Origin of the sequence: Flavobacterium sp., from assembly GCF_043780635.1 — a bacterium.
Lineage (GTDB): Bacteria > Bacteroidota > Bacteroidia > Flavobacteriales > Flavobacteriaceae > Flavobacterium.
On sequence record NZ_JAYWCK010000081.1, the window covers coordinates 21967 to 43214 of the forward strand.

The window sequence follows — 21248 nt, forward strand, 5'->3', positions numbered from 1 at the left end:
TTTACGCCTTAGTTAGGTACGTTAATCACTGTATTTACCATAGTAACCGAAGATACTAATGAAATTGCTCTACCGTTTAATGTTGTTACACTTGAATTTGTGCTGTTAGCTGGAGAAGACAAAGTCACTCCCGAATTAGCGATAATATTTCCAGTCATAATTCCACCTCCGGCGTAGTTAATAACAGCTGTACTACCTACATACCAGTACACATTTTTAGCCAAGGCTCCGCCTATTAATTTAACATTACTTGGAGCTGAATCCCCTACTGTCAAAGCAGAAGCACATTGAAAAACGAATACTGCATTAGGATCACCTTGAGCATCTAATGTAAGATCTCCATTTGTTATCTTGAAAGTACCGCTTGCAGATTTATAAACACCAGGGGCCAAAGTTAATGAACCTAATTCGCCAGCACCTGGATCAATTCCACCAGGCATTGAAGCTGGAGAAATACTTAGATAAGCAGCTGTTGCATCAACAAGTCCTTGAGTTGCGATTGCTGCATTTACAGCATTTCCTGGAGGTGGCGCAGCAGCGTATATTCCACCAGTAACAAGTCCGTTATTAAGAGGTGTTACAGTATAAACATCAGCAGTCATACCATCTTTGAAACCTGTTACCAAAGTTGAGGCAGCAGTAGTTCCTATTTTACCATTAACTACTGTAAATAATCCTTGATTGGTTATTCCTGCATTACCTCCGAAAACTCCAAAGAATAAACCGCTTGTTCCTGTTGGTGGAGGTGTTACAATTACTGCAATCACTGTTGTAAAGCTCCAAACATAATCATTGGCTAATGAAGTACCGGCAACATTTTTAGCGCCTGTAGTAATAGTACAAGTATAAACTTTATTACCTACTAATTGAGAAGTTGGCGTGAAAGAAACTGTTGATCCAGAATAGGAAATTGTCCCTAGTATAGTAGTTGTTCCTTGTTTAACTGTATAGGTAAGATTGGTCAATGTCAAAGGATCCATTGGCATATTAAAAGTTGCTGTAATTATCTTATTAAGTGCAACACCAGTAGCAAGGTTTATTGGGCTAGTTGAAACAACTACAGGTAAAATACCTGTTGTAAATGTCCAAATATGATCTGCTTGCAATGCATTTCCATCTAAATCCTTTGATAATGTTGTCACTTTTGCAGTATAAATAGTGTTAGCTATAAGAAGGCTGCTTGGGGTAAATGATGCGACTGCTCCAGAAAGCGTTACCGTTCCAGAGACAGGTGTTCCTCCTACTGTTAAGATAAATGAGGATTGATTAATAGTTGCAGGATTCATCTCTTCGTTGAAAGTGGCTGAAACAATCTGGTTAAAAGGAACACCAGTGGCACCATCAAGCGGGTTCGTTGATACTACAATTGGGCATATGCCAACGACTTCATTGAAATCATCACTGGCACAACCCGACATTAAAGCAATAAACAGTATTGCAAGGATCGAGAGTAATTTTCTTGTTTTCATTTTTTTTTGGGTTTTTTATTAATTTTTTTAAAATATTAAATATTTATGGTACAAAGGTTAGACAGTTTTAGTTTAGAAGTATTATACAATTCTAGCAAAGAGTTATATCATTCACACATTTTAAAAAAATAAGTATTGCTAAAAAAATCATATTTAATTAACTACCAAATCATTAAAAAATATTTACAGTTTCTTTTTTTTCCAATTGAAAATATTTAAATTAGGTATATCACAAAAAAAATCGAGGTTTATAAGCCTCGATTTCTTTTAAAGAACTAAAGTAGGTTTCAAATATTTAGTTCTACTATATGTTAAAATAATGGTGTTATTTCTTATTTTTTATTTTTCCCATTTTTTCACTTAATTCACAAATTAATGTTGTCAATTCTCTTGTAAAAAGGTCAAGAGCAAGAGCTGATTCTTTGATACTGTCTATTGATCGTTTTAAATCGTCAGGTGAAATTGTGGATTCATCCAGAATATTAGAAAATCCTATAATATTAGCAATAGGTTGCCTCACTTTATGTGAAGTCATAAATATCATTTCTTCTAAGCCTCTTATATATTCTTTTTGATTTTCTCTGGCTATTTTAAGGTCTCGGTTTACAATATTGAGTTCGGCTGTTTTTATTTCCCTTTCCTGAGTTTTAAAAATCAGCTTTTTATTAGCAATAATAAGCTCTGATGACCGTATGTTTTTTTCTAATTTCTGAAAAGCAAGTTCCCGGTTCGCAATAATTAATTCTACTGCCCTTTTTTCTTTCTCTTCATTTTGAAATGCAATCTCATTGTTTGCAATAACTAACTCTGAGGCACGTTTCTCTTTCTCAACATTTTGATAGGCAAGTTCAGTATTTGCAACATCTAACTCGGCAGCTCGTTTTTCCTTCTCCTCATATTGAAAGGCAAGATTTTTGTTAGCCAAGATTAACTCGGCAGCAAGATTACCTCTTTCTTTGTATTGAAAACTGAGTTCTTTGTTTGCAAAAATTAATTCTTTTGAATTTTTTTCTATTTCTTCGTTTTTAAGCACTAATTTTTTTGTGGCTAAGGATAATTTCCTGTCAAGTTTAGTTTCCATCAAAAGGATGGATTCTTTCATAAATTCGGCTTCTTTAACAGTATTCATTTTATCTTGCTTTTTATTAATCGTGATTCAGATATATTATGATAACAAAAACCAGAGAGGCATTCTAATGCTTTGATTTTTATAAGTTGATTAAATAGAGTAACAACAATAGAAATTACCAATTCTGACAAAAAAGACGATAAAGCATCGGCTATTTTGTCTTTCAAACTTAGGGGTAACATTTTTGAATTTTCCCCTCTAGAATTCTCTTTTTTTTCAGAGTAAATTCCTATTGTTGTAGCACTATTTTTCATAATTGAATCTTTAAAACGATATTGAAATGAAATTTTATTTCACTTTAACTTCATGGTTTGAAACTAATCCTTTTGCATCTTGCAAAAGAGTATCATATTTGTCAGCTACATTTTCATACAAATCTTCAAATTTTTCTTTCATGTCATCGGCAAAATCTTTGCCTTTATTCATGATTTTTTTTCTTGTTTTTGATCCTTTATCGGGTGCTAACAAGATTCCCGCTAATGCTCCAACAGCTACTCCACCTAAAACGCCTAATAATACTTTACTTGAATTCATGATTTTTATTTTTAATGTTTAATTTATTTATAATCTTCTACCTTGAATAAGTCTTAATAAAATAGCAACTATGGCTATAACTAGAAGAATGTGAATGATGGATCCCGCACTATAGGCGAAAAATCCGATTGCCCAAAAAATGATTAGGATAACTGCGATTGTGTAAAGTAGATTGCTCATAATAATTGTTTTTAAAAGTTAAAAATTGGAATAAGAAAAATTAATATTGATTCCTAAATAGGTTTTTTCTTCACCCAATATTAGCAATGAATCATAATACAAAGGTCAGCTGAATAGAATTTAAAACTGTTACATAACTATTTTCAATAGTTATAACATTCACACTTTTTTCAATTTAATCTAATAAAAAAGGCGAGAATCAACTCGCCTTTTTATTATTTTTTGTTGTCAACTGTAAGATCTTTAAAGGCTTGACCAATTTCGTCCATATCGTGATTGAATTCTCGTTTAAAAGATTGCCAGTCACTATTTGCATCATTTTTATAAGTATCCATTTTAACTTTAAGATCCTTGTTTTTTTGTTCAAGGATATCAATATTTTTTTGGTACTTAGCATCAATAGATTCATCAGTCTTTTTCATTTTCAATTTTAATTCAGCGATTCTGGCTTTGTTATCATTGATTACTGAATCTGTTTCATTCTTGAAAGCTTTCCATTCTTCGGCGGTTGCAGCCTTTTTTGCCACTACCAGACTATCTTTTGCATCTTGTACATTTTCTCTGGCGTCTTGTACTTTTTCCTGTGATTCTGTTTCTTCTTTTGTTGAAGATTTACAACTTATCATTAGTGTTCCTGCAATAAATATTAAAAATGCCAGGGTAGAAATTGACTTTTTCATTTTTGTGATTTTTCGATTGAATTTTAAACTCGACATATCTCTTAATTAATAGATACAGTTTAAAAACCTCTTATTATTTTGTATAATTCCTCTTTGGTTTTACCAACTTGCAATTGTATTTTTTCAATTATTTCTTCTTTTTTGCTGTCTTCTAATTGCAAATCATCGTCATTCAAATCGGTAAATTTTTGTTTCAATTTACTTTTTAGTTCTTCCCAGCTACCGTTTATATTTGTAGTGTCCATTTTTTATTATATTATGTTTTATCTTAACAATACAAAGATACAACCAGCTGAATTATAAAATTTTATACAATTTTAAAGTAGAATTACAAGATTCACACTTTTAGACAATGTCAGAAATTTTTTGGCTTTTGTCTAAAAGTAGAATCCTAAGTTTGTTTGAAAATTGAAATTACCAATACTATTGTATAGCTTATTTGTCAATAAGTTATTAAAATCTGTATCTCACTCCTAATGCTACGTCTGGTCCAAAATTGTTATCTACGTATGAATTTGAAGCAAAATACAATTCCGGACGTACATCCAATGAAAGTTGTAATGGAAAATCAAAATTATATTCAATTCCTACATCACCTGCTGCAAAAGCAAATGAGCCATTGTCAGTTACACCATTATTATTATCGTATCTCCAGCTTCCAATTCCTCCACCTACTCCGGCATACCAATTGAAACCACCGTCAATATTCCAAACCCATTGGTATAAACCTGCTAATTTTATATTATTTTCATTGTTGTTGTTTCTAAAACCTAAATCCAACTCTAATCTGTTTTTAGGAGAAAGTCTAGCCTGATAAGAAACTTCAGTTCCAAATCCGTCATTATCGCCCAATCGCAAACCAATTGCATTTTTCGAAATGTCTTGTGCCTGTACGCTAATTGCTAAACCGAATAGCATAGTAGCTAATAAAATATTTTTTTTCATGATTTTAATTTTTTTTAGTTTTTAAGTTTTTATATTATAATTTTCCAATGATTTTAAATAATTCTTCTTTTGTTTTGCCAAGTTTAATTTGAAGTTTTCCTAGCATTTCTTCTTTTTTGCCTTTTACAAATAGCAAATCATTGTCAGTTAAAGCGGCAAACTTTTGTTTTAGTTTACCCTTTTGTTGTTCCCAGTCCCCTTTTAGTTCTGTAGTATTCATTTTTTTTTAATTTATATGTGAAAGGATTTTCACAACGATACAAAGGTGGTTGCTTAACATGTTTAAAGTGTTACATAACTTTAGTAAGAACTTACATTATTCACACATTTCAGTAGAAAGTCAGCAGTAAAGTTAAACTGGACTTACAAGAATTATAGATTGAATTTGACTGAGAAGTAAAAATTAATTTTTATCATTTTCTTCCTCTAGCCCTTTGACTTGTTCAGCTAATTCGGCATACTCTTTAGAAAGTTCCGTTATTTCTCGTTCTGTTTTTTCTTCGGCATTTATCACCGAATTGTTGGCTGGTTCGTGTGAAGAAACCAATTCATTTATTTTTAAATTTATTGAACCCGAAAACCTGTTGAATGATTTTTGAATAATAAACAAACTCAAAAATGTTGTTCCAAAAATGATATCACCAATAATTTGATGAACATCCCGAGTGGTAAATAGATTGTTAGCCCACCAGAATAATACCAAGCATAAAGCCAGAATAAAAGTGATGGAGTTACCCAAAATGGAGGTTGCCAAAGAAACTAGTCTTTCAAAAATTTTCTCTGTGAAACCGTATATATCTTTTAATTTATTCATTTTGTTTTGAAACTATTTTGTGATTTTCGGTGTAATCTTTTAATAACACATTTAATGAATCATAGTAATCTTGTAATGCTTTACTGTTCATTTCTGGATTTTCCACATTCGGAATAGTGACTGGCATCTCTAAAATATATTTTGATAATTCCGGAAATTGTTCCTTTATTTTCATGGTAATTTTCAGAATGGCATTGTTGATTTTATTTTCTGTTTTCATGATAAATATTTTTTTTGATTATTGAACTAAAGCTTAACTTTAATAATTTTTTAGATAAACTTGATAATCAAAAATATTATTTTCCTGAGCTTTTACAGAACATCCACTGGCTCTGTCATAATATTCTTTTTCCAACTGATTGGAAACTTCATCAGGATACATGGAGAAACCTTCGTGACAACGTGCATTACTATTGTTACTATCAAATAAATCTTGATTTTCTGCTAAAGCATCTTGAAATTCTGCTGCTTTAAATAGGTTTGTCATATCTGCCATTTTGTTTTTAATTTTTGCCATGAATGAATTTTCATGACGTTACAAAGATGACTTGGTTTTGTATAGGAAGGGTTACATAACTTTTAGAAAAAGTTACATCATTCACATATTTTAAAAAAGGGAATCGAGTATTGTAAATGTGCATTTTACAAAAAACAATTTATTTATGATACAAAAAAACACCTCAGCTTTTTTTAAGAAACCGAGGTGTTTTTAGAATGCTTTTTTAAAACCTTATAATATAATAGTTCCAATATCTGTATTAATTCCCGCAGTAACTACAATATTACTTTTGACAACAGGAAGTAAAGGCAATACTGGAGTAATGGTCAGGTTATAAGTTCCAGGAGGAAGTCCCATAACCGTAAAATTACCTTCGGCATTTACATTTGTTGAAAAAGTAAGAGTAGCATCTGTGGCACTGACTACGCTAACAGTTGCTAATCCAATAGGTGAAATTTTTCCTTTTATGGAGCCACTGGTTGCGGTTTGAATGGTTCTGATAACTGGTTTCAGTTTATAGCTTCCGTTTCCAGTTGTCACGATAGACTTATTAGCATCAAAATCAAGAAGTATCGCATACAAAATACCTTGCTGAAGCGTTTGATGTACTTGGAGTTTCAATCCGGATTGATCTGCACTTGGAGTACTTAATGGATAACTAACACCACCAAGAACTACTGTGTTGTTTGTTCCAAGTATCAGTCGTATTTGCTCTATCTTAGAAGTTTCTAAGGTATCGGTAGCAATTAATGTGCTAACGCCATTTGAAAGTTTAAGTAAGTCGTAAATACCTTTTTTTGCGTTCAAGGTTACTGTTTCTCCACCGCTTCCAGTTATTTCCACTCCTTGCACATCAACAAATACGGCTTCATAAGGACCAGGTGCATCTGTCATTTTTATGGCGACTGGGTAAGAAGATTTTGTGCTGTCATTACTGCACGAATTCATCATAAATCCAAAAAATAGGATCATTAGAATAAAATTTAACTTTTTCATTTTCAATTTATTTAGTGTTGCAAATTAATTTTTACAATCTTGTAAAGGTGATTACATTAATATAACGAAGTGTTACATAACTTTAGTATTAAGTTATATTATTTACGCTTTTGTTTTTTCAGTACAATAACAAACAAATTATTTTTTTGGAATTATCTTTTCAGACTTTGTTGAATCCTTTTTCTTTTTTAATTCTTCCTGCTTTTTTGCTTCGGCTTTTTTCTTCTTATTGAAATAGCCTTTTAATAAGAAATTTTCTTTTGCCGCATCCATATTTTCACTTAGTCCTTTTGTTCCTGATTGAAGATTTGACATTGTGGAATCTAATTTTTTTCCTAACTCTTCATCACTGACCAGTTTTGACAATACACCTTTTCCGTTATTCATACTTGTTGTGAATTTGGAAAATTCATTAGTACTAACTTCTAGATTGGCAAGCGTATTTTTTAAACTGATGGCAAATTCTTTGTCATTCATCAATTTTGACAAAGTCCCATTTCCATTATTCATACTATAGGTAAATTGAGCTAATTGAGTCGTAATTACCCCAGCATTATCTAAAGTAATTTTTATGCTATTCATAAGATCTTCTACTTCCACAGCACTTTTTGAGACAATAAAATCATTGTCTTTGATTATTTTATTGGATGAAGTTCCAGGTGAAACTGTCAGGACTTTATCGCCCATTAATCCGTCTGAACCTATACTGGCCATAGCATCCGTTTTAATAAACTTTTGTACCTCTTTTTTTATCTTTAAAACAACTACTACACTGGAATCTGTTATAAGTTCAATTCCGTCTACTGTTCCAACATTTATTCCTGAAAAGCGCACATTATTTCCCACGGTGAGTCCACTTACAGTTTTAAATTTTGATTTTAAGTAAAAGGTGGAACCAAACAAATTTTGTTGTTTCCCAATAAGATAAATGGTTAGAACCAATAGTATTAATCCAATTATTACAAACATTCCTAATTTCCAATTTGATCCGGTATCTTTATTCATGATTTATGTTTTTTGTTTAAATAAAAAAAGAACGTACCCATTCGTCCTTACTTTTTTCCAAGGCCGCATAAGTACCTTCGGCATTAATTACTCCGTCTTTCAGAATCAAAATCCGGTTTCCTGTCATTTTTGCACAAGCCATGTCGTGGGTAATTATGATGGATGTTGTCTTGTATTTTTTTTGGACAGACAATATCAATTCACTGATTTCTCTTGAGGTTATGGTGTCCAGACCCGAAGTGGGTTCGTCATACAAAATAATTTCGGGATTGATGATAATGGCTCTTGCCAAGGCAATTCTCTTTTTCATTCCGCCCGATAATTCTGCAGGCATTTTATCAATAGATTCTTTCAGACCAACACTGTCCAATGCTTCAATAATCAGACTTTCTATTTCAGGTTCAGGCAAATTTCGAGTATGATGTTTTAAGGTGAATGCCAGGTTTTGTCTTATGGACATCGAATCATACAAGGCGCCATTTTGAAACATAAAACCAATCCTAACCCTGATTTCGTTGAGTTCGTTGTTGTTTAATGAGGTGATTTCTGTGCCAAAAATTTTTATTTTACCCTTATCCGCTCCAACTAATCCGACTAGACATTTTATGGTCACTGATTTTCCGCAACCGGAACGACCAAGAATCACCAAACTTTCTCCTTTGTTTACAGTAATATTAATTCCTTTTAAAATTTTATTTTTTCCAAAAGATTTATATAAATTACTAATGGCTATAATAGCTTGTTTTTCCATAATTTTAGAAAAATAAATCGGTTAATTGTACAGCCATCATATCAATAATAAAAACAGAAAGTGAAGCAGATACAACCGCTTCATTAGCCGCAATTCCTACACTTGCTGTTCCATTTGAGGCATTAAAACCTTTGTAACAACCTATTAATCCTATAAAAAAACCGAAGAAAAAGGTTTTAATAAATGCTGGCAGAAAATCTAAATATTCAAGATGTTCCATTACATCTGAGAAATAAGGATACAAACCCATACTTCCGTGTATGTTGTAACCTACATAACCTCCATAAATTCCAATAAAATCAGCATATAGCACTAAAAGTGGAACCATAAGAGTAGTGGCTAAAATTCGGGTAACTACTAGATATTTATAAGGATTTATTGCAGAAACTTCCATAGCGTCAATTTGTTCTGTAACTTTCATAGAACCTAATTCAGCACCAATTCCGGAAGCTATTTTTCCGGCACAAATTAAAGCGGTAACCACAGGTGCAATTTCTCTGATTAAGGACAACGAAACCATACTTGGCAACCAGGATTCAGCTCCAAATTTTAATAAAGTTGGCCGTGATTGAATAGTGAGCACTAATCCCATTATAAATCCTGTAATGCTTATTAATGGTAATGTTTTGTATCCAACAGCGAAGCACTGCCTGACAAATTCTCTGAATTGAAAAGCAGGTTTAAAAAGTTCTTTATAAAACCTTAAGGCAAATTGGGTAATATTGCCTGCATCATTAAAAATATTTTTTAGATATAATATCAAAATTTTATTTTGTTATTTGGATGTTAATAATTTTTTAAATTATTTAAGAGTCAATTCTAATAGTACCAGAATTTTTAAACTATAAAAAAGAATGTGATTTTGGGCAAAAGAACTTATGTAACCCATGTCAGTGCTATGTTGGCTAAATCGAGATTGCAGGATTGTAAATTAAGTTCTATTGTTTTTTTCTACTGCCCCCAATGATGACAATCCCTCCAACAATTATTAACACCCCAATAATAGGCGTCCATTGTACAGGATGGTTTTTTTCTTTGTTTATTTTAATTGGACCTATTTCAACAACTTTTTCAGTAGTCACATAATTGAATCCAGTATACACTGTCATTATTATCCCCAATATTATTAATCCTATTCCAAGATTTTTTGTATTCATTTTTCTCGTTTTAAACTTGTTTCTTATTCCTATAAATTCTTTTCGAAAAACTGAAATTAAGCTTTCGAAAAATAGATCTTTACAAATGCATCTTTTTGATTTGTGGTCATTTTGTCCGTTTCTTTGATTTCGATTTTTATATTTACGAAACGCTCATCTTCGCTTAAAAAATCAAATAATTCCGTTTTTGCATTGGTAGGACCAAAAAGCAGAACTCGCTTGTAATCTTTTATTACTTCACTCAATTTTCTATAATAACTTGAAAGATATTGCTGCTCTTTATTATGCATTAGACTTTCACTTTTAGCTAAAGCTTCCATCTTTTTGAGATGGGTAAATTTTGATTCAATGGTTTTAATCTCAAATGGATTAGAGGTAAACTCCATTAGATAAGCAATGGAATGATCCATCCATATCCCTAATTTTTTTGTTGGTTTCATAGTTTTTGGTTTTTAATTTTTAGAATGAGAACGCATTCTTATCATATGATGACAATTAAATTATAAAAGGGTAAAGTTGAGCCTATTAACCTTAAATAATGTTATATAACTTTAGAAATAAGTTACATTATTCACACTTTTTGCCTTATGAAATACCAAGTCTGGTGTCGTATAAAAAAAGTAGCTGCCTCTGAGAGGCAGCTACTAACCAAAAACCAATTCTAACTATTTATTTTTATAACGATGTATTTGTTTATAATGATATTAACTCAAATAGCGTCTTAAAATCCAGGCAATGGATTCGTGTTGTTGCATAATTCCCGTAAGTAAATCAGCTGTCCCAGCATCGTGATTATCGTTAGTACAGATATCGATATCTTTACGCAATTCGCTTATAAGAGTTTCGTGATCAGATAGCAACTCTGAAAGCATTGCTTTTTGAACTGGATATTTGTTGGGATGTTCCACAATTCTGGAAAGCAATGAAAACTCGTTCATTGTACCAATGGTTTTTCCTCCCAATTTTCCGATTCGTTCTGCAACAGTATCAATAAGAGCTTCTAATTCTGTGTATTGTGCTTCAAATAATTTATGCAATTCCATAAAACTTTCGCCAGCTACATTCCAGTGAAATTTTCTGGTTTTGATGTAAAGCGTCATTTCATCTGATAATATAACGGAAAGAAGACTGTTGCTTTTTTGTAAATGAATTTCGGTAATTCCAATTTTAGGGATCATATTATTTAATTTATTAATTTTCAATATTTTAATTTTTTAAAATATTTAAAAAAAATCATCAATGTCATTTGTTAGTACCATCAAATTTAATTTCTGGTGAGTTTCTTCTTCTCTTGACTAAACAACACTGATTATTTTTTTCAATACTTTTAACTATTCTTTTCAGAATAATTTTCAAAATAATCGATGTCATTTGTTAGTACCATCAAATTTAAATTTTGGTGAGGATCTTCTTCTCTTGACTAAACAACACTGATTATTTTTTCAATACTTTTAACTATTCTCTTCAGAATAATTTTAAAAAATCATCAATGTCATTTGTTAGTACCAACGTATTAAATTTTGGTGAGTTTCTTCTTCTCTTGACTAAACAACCTCGACCTTTTTTCAAAACTTTTAACTATTCTTTTCAGAATAACTCTAAAAATCATCAATGCCATTTGTTAGTACCACGCATTAAATTGTGGTGAGTTTCTTCTTCTCTTGACTAAACAACACTGATCATTTTTATTTAGAAATTAATTGCTATTAACTTTCTACACTGTAAAATTCATTAAATTAAATCGTTAAACTGTTACATAATTTTTGAGAAAAGTTATATAATTCCTAGTTTATTGGATTCATAAGTGCCTCATTTTAAGTCATAAAGACTTGATTTTGACTTGATTTTCCTAGAAACAACCTTTTTATCGGTGCCTATTTTAACTCTATTGTTCAAATATTTTTCCATCGTAAATCTTGCCATTAAATAACTCACTGTGGATTCGGCACCTTGATTCAAATTGATATAAAGGTCTTCTAAGCCGTCATAACAACCTCCGGTACAAGGATTGTAGATAATTTGGTGTAAATGGTTGTTTCCTAAAAACCAGCTGAAACCTGTTTCCATTTTTTGCAAATACTTTTCGTCCTTGAAAGTAGTGTAAAATTTACTCAGCGCAAGAATAGTATAAGAGACGTCTATGGGTTGTTCTCCACCCACTTTTGCATAATTTAATACTTCTCCTTTGGTATGCCAACCCTTATTTGATATTACTTTAATACTATTGTTTCTAAATATTTTTGACAATAAGAAATCAAAAGATTTTATAGCAATTTGCTTATAGCCATTATCGCCAGTTGCTAAATAGGCACACAACATCGCTTCAGGCAAAATACTATTAGCATACGTGAGATAACTCTCGAACCAATGCCAGTTCTCCTCTGCTTCGTGTTTGTACATCTGAACTAATTTATTGGTAAGTTGCTTCAATAAATCTATATTTTGAATAAAATTGCTGTTTAAACTACTATAATAAATTCCTTTTATAATAAAAGCCATGGCTCGAGTGGAATGTATTTCACCGACATTAATCAATGCTATTTGGAAGGTTAACACTGCTTTTTCATATAATACTGTTGGCAATATATCACCTATCGAAATAAGATATCCCAAAGCCCAAATAGCTCTTCCGTTTGCATCATCAAGGTTTTCACTATTTTGTATTGTGAATTTTTCATTTTCATCTACATAATTCAAGAAAGAACCATCAGATTGAAAACAGAATTTTATAAAATTGAAATAAAGTTTAATGTATTCCAGATCTGCTTCATCATTTGTCAATTCGTAATGTTGGCAAATCGCCACCAAAGCTCGTGAATTGTCATCTAAAGTATAGCCCGAATCTAAATCTGGCTGATTGATCTTAGAAAACTGAATCATTCCAAATGGAGTTGTTAAATTTTTGAAATGGTTGAGGTTGATCTTAGGAATTCTATAATTTAAAACTATTCCTTTATCAGAAATTTTTTTAAATAACATAGCGTGTGCAATTGCCGAGTTTTCCCAGGCAGTTGGGGCTAATTTATGAATGCCATTTGCAGAAATACTTTTGCGCAATTTATTATCATTCAACAAACGAATAACTTGTTCGGCTAATTGTTCTGGATTTTCAAAATCGATAATAATTCCTGTTCCGTTTTGCAATACTTCGACAGCATGCGGAATTGGTGTAGAAATAATGGGACAACCGCAACTTATAGCATAAGAGAAAGTACCGCTTACAGCCTGATTTCTATCTTTGGTTGTAAAAAGGTAAATATCAGTTAGCTGCAAGTATTCTAAAAGTGCATCTAACGGCAAATATTGATTGATGAATTTTACATTTTTTTGTAATCCTAATGCAATAATTTTAGCTTCTAGCGAATCTCGGTATATTTCACCCTCGTTTTTAACAACCGTTGGATGTGTTTTTCCGATAACAAGAAATAATACTTCGGGTTGTTCTTTAACAATGGTTTGCAAAGCATCTATAGAAGTTTCAATACATTTTCCGGAACTCAATAATCCAAAGGTCGAAATAATCTTTCGTCCCGTTAAATTGTATTTTTCTTTGAGAACTTCCTTGTTCGAATGTTCTACTAAATGCGTTCCGTGTGGAATTACAGTGATTTTATCCTGCAAAACATCATAATCATTTTCTAATATTTTTGCAGATGTATTTGTCATTACGATAAATGCATCAACAGCATTATTAATTTGCTGAACTTGCAATTTAAGTTTTTCTCCCGGACGTGGTAAAACGGTATGAAAAACTACAATTTTTGGTTTATGAACCGATTTTAAAAAAGATATAAAATCAGCTTCATTGGTTCTGAATAAACCAAATTCGTGTTGAATTAAAACAATTTCAATATTGGTATTCTCATTAATATTTTCAGCTAATTCCAAATACGAATTTTGATTGTCAGTTTCTAAAACTGCATAGATATCTTCCGCATAAGTGTGCTTTTCTTTTTCTAATTCTAAAGCAACAATTTCTAAGGCAAACGATTTTTTGAATTTGTTTTTTAAGGCAAAAATTAAATCTTGAGAATACGTTGCAATACCGCATTCTCGAGGTGGGAAAGTGGTGATAATTAAAATCTCAGGTAACTTGATTTTGTTTTTCTTAAAATTTAATTCATTTTCAGAACTATTTTGAAGCTGTTTTTTTATGGAAAGCAAATTGTTAGGATTGATTGTTCTTTTAGTTCTCATTTTATTTTTTTATTTAGCATTACTTCTTTTAATAATTCAGATAAACTCATAGAGGCACAAGCAATTCTTTCGTCGGCAGCACCGTAATAGATATATAAAGTATCGTCAAAAACTACGGCTCCTGTTGGAAAACACACATTGTTTACTTCGCCTTTTAATTCCCAAATTTCCTCGGGTTTGAATAATGGATAAGGCAATCTGGCAATTTCTATCTGTGGATGTTCTAAATCCAACATAGAGGCACAAGCCGAATACACATAGCCTTTTATAGATTCGTGAACACCGTGATAAATGATAAGCCAGCCCAATTCAGTCTCTATTGGCGGACAACCTCCACCTACATAGCTTATTTCGTGGTCGTATTTTGGTGAAAGAACTACATAATCATTAAAATGGATGAAGTACTCTTTCCAAAATTCTTTGGTTAACTCTTCTAATGATTCAATTTGAACCAAAACTTGTATTTCGGGTCGAATGCGATGAAAGAAACATAATTTGCCATTGATTTTTCTTGGAAAGAAAATAACATTTTTGTCCCAGAGCAACATTTTTAGACCTTCTTTTTCAACAATATGATTGTGCTGATTGAAGCGATAATACTTTTCGTCCATGACCACATCTGTTTCAGCCAAACGATTAAATTCTTCATAAGTCATTTGAGGAACAATGATTCCTTTTTTGTCAAAATGAATTAAATCTTTCGAAGTTGCCAATGCACCCAATGCGTTTACACCATCATAAGCCGTGTAGGTGAGATAATACAAATCTTCTATTTTTACGATTCTTGGATCTTCAATACCGTGTTTTTCATACTCAAATTCAGGGGAGATCAAAGGTACGTCCAGCCGTTGTTCTACTTCTAATGGTCCCATAAGTTTGCAATAGCCAATACTGGAATGGTTTCCTTCGCTCACCGCTCTATAAAACATATGAACAAAGCCTCCTTCTCTAATGGCTGCTGGATTTAAAACACCTTCATTTTCAAAAATAAGCGCTGTCTTCGTGAGTATTATTCCGTCTTTTTTTACTGCTATCATAACTTTTAATTCAAGGAATTACTTAATTTAAATGAATTATAAAGGTCGATTTTATAAAAACAAAGAAGTTATATAACTTTTTGAATAAGTTATATCATTCACACTTTTGCCATAAAAAGCACCCTAGTCTAAAATTTCAAAAAAAAGAGGCCGTCTTAAAAAGACAGCCTCCCAACCAAAAAACCAAAAAAAAATCATTCTCCAAAAATTTCATTGGATAGTTGTTCATCTAAATTATAAATATCATTTCTGAAATTCAATTGCCCGGCATTGTCAACCCAGGAAGTGAAATAAACAATATAAACAGGAACTGTTGGCTTAATTGGAATGCCAGTTTCTTTGCCGGTTTTAAAAACGGATTCCACTTTTTCCGGATTCCAAGAGGTATCGTTTCGAAGGAAATACATTAGTAATTTTTTAGGGTTTTCAACTCTGATACAACCGTGACTAAAAGCACGTTTTGATTCGTTGAACAGCCCTTTTGAAGGTGTATCGTGTAAATAAATATTGAAATTATTGGGAAATAAAAACTTCATTTTTCCTAAAGCGTTGTCCAGACCAGGTTTTTGTCGAATGGTAAAAGGAACATCTCCTTTGTATTTATTCCAATTTATGTTTGACGAATTGATAACTTTATCGCCGGAAAGCACTTCCATATTATTGTCTTTAAGATAATTTGGATTTTCTTTTATATTTGGGATAATTTCGCTTTTTATGATGCTGTTGGGGATATTCCAATAGGGATTAAGGATGATGCTGGAAATATTCCCTTTGAAAATACTGGTTTGTTTTACGTCTTTTCCTACCACTACATTAGTAGTCCAGACTAATTTGCCGTTTTCAATAATATGCAGTTTATATTCTGGAATATTGACGATTAAAAATTCGTTTTCCATTGCTACAGGAACCCAGCGCAATCGCTCTAAATTCATCATCATTTGTTTAATGCGAAACGCGACAGGTTTATTTAATTGAGTTATGGTTTGGGCATTTATCTTTCCGTTTTCAATTAATCCCATTCGATGCTGAAAATTAGTAACCGCTTTGGCCAATTGATCTGTAAAAACAATTGAACCATCATTTGTTTTTAAATCGCCTGTCAGGAATAGGTGCTTTTTTACTGCTAGTAAACAAGAATCACTTTCTGAAACCGATAAAAGTTTTTTTGTGGTAACCACGACCGGGAATCCTCCTTTTTTATAGATGTCGCGATAGTCTCTTAGTTTTTCTTTTAAGGTTTTGTAGTACGGATTAACTGGTTCCGATATTCTTTCTCCTTTATCTAAATCAACCAAGGAATCGAGCAGAATTTGATAATTTTTCTTTTTTCTTGGAATAAACCATTCCAGTTCCTTCGGATTTTTTGATATTCCTCCATACACTTTTTTTGAATACTTAAAAAAGGTGGTTGTAAGCAACAATTCTAATTCTTTCACTCTGTTTTCTTTAACAAGAGAAGATTTCTCATCGGTTTCAATTAGAGTAATTAAAGAATCTAATGGGATATTTTTGAAACTTTTATCATTAAAATCAGCACTGTAATTTTGGATTTGGTTGTAGAAAATCGGAACCGAAGCGGTCATTCCTTTTTTATTGAACCAGGCAAATTGATATTCCCGGTTTTCATAAAACCGAATAACTTCATTTTTAATGGTATCGCTTTCTGGAAATGCGTCAAAATAGTCATTTACAGAAGTTTCATCAAGAACTAAATCCGTGTAGTTTTGATCTTTGTAAATACTTGTTTTGGAAGATCCTTTATCCTTGCATCCCAAAATTGTTAAAGCAATTAATAAAACAAAAACAATTTTGCTTTTGGAGGTGGATGAAATGATGGAAATGAAATTCATAATTATATTTTTTTTAGGCAATGAGAGAATTTGGCATAATCCAAGCTCGAAAAAAAAAAGTAGCAACAGTTTTATATTACCTAAGTATTTGCTGTTGCATACTTTTTAGTCTTTTGTTTATTATAAAAATTTTAATTATGATTCGTCTTTTGTGGTACGTACAAGACTAATGCCTGAAATGAAGAATATAATACCTAATACTCCGTAAATGATAAGATCTTTTACATCTCGCGTATCACCTGATGTATCGGCAAAAACTACGGCAGTATAGATAAGACCACCTATTCCTAAGGCTGTGAGCAATGCTCCGAAGATTCTTTTGATATTCATGTTGTTAAATTTTAAAGGTTAGTAATGTTTAATAAATGATTTTTTTTAGGAATGCTGCCTTTAATATTTAAAAAAAGGCAGCATTATTTAATATATAGATTCTAATTATTCAAATGTATCAGAGCCAGACTAATTATTTTTTCTTCTTTTTGTCTTGCTGCTGTTGAGCCTGCTGATTATTTTTTTGCTGTTGAACTTGCTGTTCTTGAGCCTGCTGATTATTATTTTGCTGTTGCTCTTGCTGTTCTTGAGCTCGCTGATTATTATTTTGCTGTTCTGCTTGCTGTTGTTGTGCTCGCTGATTATTATTTTGTTGTTCTGCTTGCTGTTGTTGTGCTTGCTGATTGTTACGTTGTTGTTGTGCTTGTTGCTCTTGAACCTGCTGATTGTTACGTTGTTGTTGCGCTTGTTGTTCTTGAGCCTGCTGATTGTTACGTTGTTGTTGCTCTTGTTGTTGTTGAGCCTGCTGATTATTAAGTTGTTGTTGTGCTTGCTGTTCTTGAGCTTTTTGATTATTGCTTTGCTGTTGCTGTTGTCTAGACTGCTGGTTATTACGTTGTTTAGTAGGTTGAGCATTACGTTGTTGCTCTTGCTGCTGTTTAGCCTGCTGATTGTTACGTTGCTGTTGCTCTTGCTGTTGTTTAGCCTGCTGATTATTACGTTGCTGTTGCTCTTGTTGTTGTTTAGCTTGCTGGTTATTACTTTGCTGTTGCTCTTGCTGTTGTTTAGCCTGCTGATTGTTTCTTTCTTGTTGATTATTACGTTGTTGCTCTTGCTGTTGTTTAGCTTGTTGATTGTTTCTTTCTTGTTGAGTATTACTATTCCTTTGACTTACAGACTTCACTTCTTCCTTTCTTGACACTCTGTTTGGAACAGGTTTATTTCCACCTGCAGTACTTTTTTGTACACGTGGTCTGTATATCTGAAGTTCCCCTCTGTCTACAGCTTGTCCGGGAATATTTCTTTCTCTTAGCATAACAGGAGCTACTGACTTACCGGTTCTCTTTTGAACCTCTGTTTTACTAGGTCCTGTATTATATCGTACACGACTTGATTTATCTATCTGAACATTATTGATGACTGTTGAATTGTTAAAGATTGTAATGTTACTGGAGGAATTGATATAGTAATTATTGATATTTGTTCTTCCAAAATCTCTATCTCTGACAAAGGTCCACTGATTGTAAGGCAATCTGTAACCGCTGCTATAAGCAAAAGTAATATTGATGCCAGGTCCTATTGGTGCCCAGCCATAATAACCTTCAGATCTTCTCCAACTAACCCATCCCGGACCCCATTCGTCTCCAGGAACCCAAACCCATCCGTAATAATTATCATGCATCCAGCGGCCATAGTGAAAAGGAGCCCATCCCCATGAATAATTGGAAACCCATGTCCAGCCTACATTAGTGAATGTCCAATATCCATTTGTGCCATAAGGAGTAAACCCATTAGACACATCAGGAATCCAAACATATCCATAGTCTGAATTATATACCCAATCCCCGTAAGGACTTAAATTATCATAAAAGATTTGAAAGTTAATGGATACTTGTGCAGATGCTTTTTGTGGCGCTAGCCAAACAAGTGCATTGAGAGCAAAGATTAGGATAAATGTTTTACTTAATGTTTTCATAATGTTTGAATTTAATGATATTATAAAAAAAACACCGCTAAAAGCTAGCGTAGGGTTTGGTGTTTCTTTTGAAGTAATAGGTAATAAAATTTGGCGAAAAAAGGATAATTAAAATATTTTAAAAAAAGGATATCAAATAAAGAAAGTAATAAACCACAAAAAGTACAATAGTGTTCAACAAGAATACATTATGCTGATTTTAAATAACAATACAATATAGTCTAAATAACTGCTACTGTACCTTGTGGTTTAACCCCTTTTTTAGACACCCTTTTTTATTTTTTAAAGAAAGAAAACAACTTTGTGTTTTCAGACTTTCTTTAGAATTTATACAAGGTTTATCTATGTGAACCGTTTACCCATCTGGAACCATGTTTATTTTTTTTCCAATGACCTTGTTTGTGTTTACGACCATTATCATGTCTCTCCCAGTTACCATTCACCTGAGTATACGAATTGGTTCCGCTGTTCCAGTTCCAGCCGCCTTCTATCCAAATATAATCGTTGCTTGGACGTTGTGGTCTGTTATAGGTATGATACACCGGTTCCTGGGCAACATAGCCTACTGAACAGGAATTAAATAATGTTACCATTACTACCATACTAGCAAAAAAAATGAATTTTTTCATAATCTTGTTTTTTAATGAATTAAATTATTTTGAGTCTTTTATACATTATCGAATGACAATCTTTAAGCTCTTTATATTATTAACATAAATCAATATTCACTCCTTCAAATTAATTAATTAATATTGACAGTACAAAGTTGCGCTTGTTTGCGGCAAAATGTGTTACACAATTTCTCCTAAAAGTTATATCATTCACACTTGATGTCTGATAATCTTGATTTTAGGACAATAAAAAAGAGGCTATCTCTCGATAGCCTCTTTGATATTAAAAACTTTAATTTATTGTGGACGTGTAACGGTATTCATTTGAAGTGTTACAGCAGTTTGAGCCAACATTCTTCCGTTAATCGTTGCGCCTGTTTGCATATTTATTCCTGTCATTCCAAGAATATTTCCTTCAAAATGACTAGTGGTTCCGAAAGTAACTGCATCAGAAACTACCCAAAAAATATTTTTAGCTTGTACTCCTCCAGCTAGAGTAACCCTAACAGAAGAACTCATTTTTAGAGTACCAGCAACTTGGAAAATAAATACATCAGTTGAGCTTCCAGAAATGGTAATATCTGTTGGAATGTTAACTGAGCTTGTCCATTTATACAATCCAGGAGTAAGTGTTTTTCCGCCTATGGTTCCAGCACCCAAATTCAAAAAATCAGGATTAGATCGTCCGGCAGCATCAGTGTATGCTGTTTGCATATCACCTATGGCAGCCGTTAACATAGTAGCACTAGTAGTCTTACATGCAGGGCCAGCAGCATCAACAGAAAACACATTTCCTGTTACTTCGCCACAACTTACTACCATAGCTGCACCAGTGATTGGGCTTGTACCAATATCTCCAGTTATAGTAGATTTGTAAACACTGGTAATTCCTGTTTTTGACAGAATTACAAAATTACCGGCAACACCAAGGTTTACTCCCTCAATGGAGTTGGCTTCTGCAGAAAGTTCTGTAGATAATGGAGCTGTTAATAAAGTTTCTGGAGTTGTTGTAGAAGCTGTAGGGTAGCTTTCTTGATTATCACAACTGGACAGTAAAACAACCGCAAGCATTGCTACGGTTGAAAAAACATTTTTTAATTTCATTATAAAAGATTTGGGTTGTGACTTAATTGTCACAACACAAAGGTGAGAGCATTTCCTTTGTTTTGCCTTACATAATTTTTTGTTAATATTACATTATTCACACATTTAAGTAATTAAATCAGTAATAATAATATAAAAAAAATGATGCAATTTATATAGAAAATTGCATCATCCGTAGGTAATAGAAGATAAATTAAATAATGAGGAGGAATAAAAAGAGTATAATTAACCCGTTGGGTGCAATTAAATTATTTGTGTTTTAATATTGTTTATTGGTCTTTCAAAAATAAATTTATTGATGAATTGCACCAAAGTTAATGCTGT

Annotated in this window: 26 protein-coding genes; all 26 read right to left on the minus strand. The window is 32.3% G+C overall.

Translation table 11 applies throughout. The features are described 5' to 3' along the window. Nucleotides 1-8 precede the first annotated feature (8 nt). The 26 genes from ACH2BV_RS08100 to ACH2BV_RS08225 all read right to left on the minus strand — a co-directional run bounded on the left by ACH2BV_RS08100 (nucleotide 9) and on the right by ACH2BV_RS08225 (nucleotide 20924). Entirely contained in the window at nucleotides 9-1469 is a 1461-nt protein-coding gene (locus ACH2BV_RS08100; protein ID WP_395050216.1) for an ice-binding family protein, read from the minus strand. Between the two features lie 325 nt (nucleotides 1470-1794). After that, nucleotides 1795-2550 (minus strand): diguanylate cyclase, encoded by a 756-nt coding sequence (locus ACH2BV_RS08105; RefSeq protein WP_395050217.1) that lies wholly within the window; start codon nucleotides 2548-2550, stop codon nucleotides 1795-1797. A gap of 44 nt (nucleotides 2551-2594) precedes the next feature. Beyond that, nucleotides 2595-2852 carry a hypothetical protein gene (locus ACH2BV_RS08110; protein ID WP_395050218.1) on the minus strand — a complete coding sequence of 86 codons (258 nt, stop codon included), beginning with the start codon at nucleotides 2850-2852 and terminating at the stop codon, nucleotides 2595-2597. A gap of 34 nt (nucleotides 2853-2886) precedes the next feature. After that, nucleotides 2887-3132: a YtxH domain-containing protein gene (locus tag ACH2BV_RS08115; RefSeq protein ID WP_395050219.1), complete on the minus strand. Its 246-nt coding sequence runs from the start codon at nucleotides 3130-3132 to the stop codon at nucleotides 2887-2889. A gap of 27 nt (nucleotides 3133-3159) precedes the next feature. Next, nucleotides 3160-3312: a lmo0937 family membrane protein gene (locus ACH2BV_RS08120; RefSeq protein WP_395050220.1), complete on the minus strand. Its 153-nt coding sequence runs from the start codon at nucleotides 3310-3312 to the stop codon at nucleotides 3160-3162. Nucleotides 3313-3527: 215 nt separating this feature from the next. Then, nucleotides 3528-3992: a peptidase M23 gene (locus ACH2BV_RS08125; RefSeq protein ID WP_395050221.1), complete on the minus strand. Its 465-nt coding sequence runs from the start codon at nucleotides 3990-3992 to the stop codon at nucleotides 3528-3530. Nucleotides 3993-4051: 59 nt separating this feature from the next. Further along, on the minus strand, nucleotides 4052-4237 hold the full coding sequence (locus tag ACH2BV_RS08130; RefSeq protein ID WP_395050223.1) for a general stress protein CsbD: 186 nt from the start codon (nucleotides 4235-4237) through the stop codon (nucleotides 4052-4054). Between the two features lie 208 nt (nucleotides 4238-4445). Continuing rightward, nucleotides 4446-4937, minus strand: a complete 492-nt coding sequence (locus tag ACH2BV_RS08135) for a hypothetical protein (protein ID WP_395050224.1) — start codon at nucleotides 4935-4937, stop codon at nucleotides 4446-4448. A 34-nt stretch (nucleotides 4938-4971) separates the two neighbouring features. Continuing rightward, nucleotides 4972-5157 carry a CsbD family protein gene (locus ACH2BV_RS08140; RefSeq protein WP_395050225.1) on the minus strand — a complete coding sequence of 62 codons (186 nt, stop codon included), beginning with the start codon at nucleotides 5155-5157 and terminating at the stop codon, nucleotides 4972-4974. A 183-nt stretch (nucleotides 5158-5340) separates the two neighbouring features. Beyond that, nucleotides 5341-5751 carry a low affinity iron permease family protein gene (locus ACH2BV_RS08145; protein WP_395050226.1) on the minus strand — a complete coding sequence of 137 codons (411 nt, stop codon included), beginning with the start codon at nucleotides 5749-5751 and terminating at the stop codon, nucleotides 5341-5343. Then, complete coding sequence (locus ACH2BV_RS08150; protein ID WP_395050227.1) at nucleotides 5744-5971, minus strand: hypothetical protein; 228 nt, start codon at nucleotides 5969-5971, stop codon at nucleotides 5744-5746. Before ACH2BV_RS08150 ends, ACH2BV_RS08145 begins: the two co-directional genes overlap by 8 nt. Before the next feature lie 39 nt (nucleotides 5972-6010). After that, a complete protein-coding gene (locus ACH2BV_RS08155) occupies nucleotides 6011-6247 on the minus strand; it encodes a hypothetical protein (protein ID WP_395050228.1) in 237 nt (78 codons plus the stop codon). 234 nt (nucleotides 6248-6481) lie between these two features. Continuing rightward, nucleotides 6482-7246: a DUF4382 domain-containing protein gene (locus ACH2BV_RS08160; protein WP_395050229.1), complete on the minus strand. Its 765-nt coding sequence runs from the start codon at nucleotides 7244-7246 to the stop codon at nucleotides 6482-6484. 138 nt (nucleotides 7247-7384) lie between these two features. After that, nucleotides 7385-8251, minus strand: a complete 867-nt coding sequence (locus tag ACH2BV_RS08165) for an MlaD family protein (protein WP_395050230.1) — start codon at nucleotides 8249-8251, stop codon at nucleotides 7385-7387. Nucleotides 8252-8267: 16 nt separating this feature from the next. Beyond that, nucleotides 8268-9002, minus strand: coding sequence for an ABC transporter ATP-binding protein (locus ACH2BV_RS08170; protein ID WP_395050231.1), 735 nt, complete (start codon nucleotides 9000-9002; stop codon nucleotides 8268-8270). A gap of 4 nt (nucleotides 9003-9006) precedes the next feature. Beyond that, complete coding sequence (locus ACH2BV_RS08175) at nucleotides 9007-9765, minus strand: MlaE family ABC transporter permease (protein WP_395050232.1); 759 nt, start codon at nucleotides 9763-9765, stop codon at nucleotides 9007-9009. A gap of 175 nt (nucleotides 9766-9940) precedes the next feature. Further along, a complete protein-coding gene (locus ACH2BV_RS08180; RefSeq protein WP_395050233.1) occupies nucleotides 9941-10159 on the minus strand; it encodes a hypothetical protein in 219 nt (72 codons plus the stop codon). A gap of 56 nt (nucleotides 10160-10215) precedes the next feature. Continuing rightward, the gene (locus tag ACH2BV_RS08185) at nucleotides 10216-10599 is read right to left on the minus strand and encodes a hypothetical protein (RefSeq protein WP_395050234.1); all 384 of its coding nucleotides are present in this window, start codon (nucleotides 10597-10599) and stop codon (nucleotides 10216-10218) included. Between the two features lie 264 nt (nucleotides 10600-10863). After that, nucleotides 10864-11337, minus strand: coding sequence for a Dps family protein (locus tag ACH2BV_RS08190; protein ID WP_395050235.1), 474 nt, complete (start codon nucleotides 11335-11337; stop codon nucleotides 10864-10866). A 631-nt stretch (nucleotides 11338-11968) separates the two neighbouring features. Further along, on the minus strand, nucleotides 11969-14356 hold the full coding sequence (locus ACH2BV_RS08195) for a glycosyltransferase (protein ID WP_395050236.1): 2388 nt from the start codon (nucleotides 14354-14356) through the stop codon (nucleotides 11969-11971). Next, nucleotides 14353-15393, minus strand: coding sequence for a pesticidal protein Cry7Aa (locus tag ACH2BV_RS08200; protein WP_395050237.1), 1041 nt, complete (start codon nucleotides 15391-15393; stop codon nucleotides 14353-14355). The genes ACH2BV_RS08195 and ACH2BV_RS08200 overlap by 4 nt, the downstream gene beginning before the upstream one ends. A gap of 194 nt (nucleotides 15394-15587) precedes the next feature. Then, nucleotides 15588-17243: a murein L,D-transpeptidase gene (locus ACH2BV_RS08205; protein WP_395050238.1), complete on the minus strand. Its 1656-nt coding sequence runs from the start codon at nucleotides 17241-17243 to the stop codon at nucleotides 15588-15590. Between the two features lie 135 nt (nucleotides 17244-17378). Then, entirely contained in the window at nucleotides 17379-17546 is a 168-nt protein-coding gene (locus ACH2BV_RS08210) for a hypothetical protein (RefSeq protein ID WP_395050239.1), read from the minus strand. Nucleotides 17547-17706: 160 nt separating this feature from the next. Continuing rightward, entirely contained in the window at nucleotides 17707-19209 is a 1503-nt protein-coding gene (locus tag ACH2BV_RS08215; protein WP_395050240.1) for a DUF6600 domain-containing protein, read from the minus strand. 338 nt (nucleotides 19210-19547) lie between these two features. Continuing rightward, nucleotides 19548-19838 (minus strand): hypothetical protein, encoded by a 291-nt coding sequence (locus ACH2BV_RS08220; protein WP_395050241.1) that lies wholly within the window; start codon nucleotides 19836-19838, stop codon nucleotides 19548-19550. A gap of 279 nt (nucleotides 19839-20117) precedes the next feature. Further along, nucleotides 20118-20924 (minus strand): ice-binding protein, encoded by an 807-nt coding sequence (locus ACH2BV_RS08225; protein WP_395050242.1) that lies wholly within the window; start codon nucleotides 20922-20924, stop codon nucleotides 20118-20120. Nucleotides 20925-21248: the final 324 nt, after the last annotated feature.